At 71.9% G+C, this 231-nt stretch carries 1 protein-coding gene; it reads left to right on the forward strand.

Annotation, left to right across the window (positions count from 1 at the left end; genetic code table 11):
• Positions 1 to 73: 73 nt before the first annotated feature.
• Positions 74 to 231, forward strand: a 158-nt coding sequence (locus tag ACQG3P_RS24970) for a GTP cyclohydrolase I (RefSeq protein WP_426806546.1), incomplete at its 3' end; no start/stop codon positions are given.

Consider the following 231-nt stretch of genomic DNA (forward strand, 5'->3'; position numbering starts at 1 on the left):
CCCCCCCCCGCCCGGGGGACGCCCGGGGGCTCTGTCGGCTACGATGCTCGCCCCCCGTCGGGTGCGGTCTGTAATGAGCAAACAACACAACGACGTGACCCCGGTGACCCAGGACGAGGCCGAATCGGCCGTGCGCACCCTGCTGCGCTGGGCCGGTGAAGAGCCCACCCGTGAAGGGCTGCTGGACACCCCGCGGCGCGTCGCCGAAGCCTATGGCGACTGGTTCAGCGG

The organism is Stenotrophomonas sp. SrG, from assembly GCF_050031795.1.
Taxonomy (GTDB): Bacteria; Pseudomonadota; Gammaproteobacteria; order Xanthomonadales; family Xanthomonadaceae; genus Stenotrophomonas; species Stenotrophomonas rhizophila_A.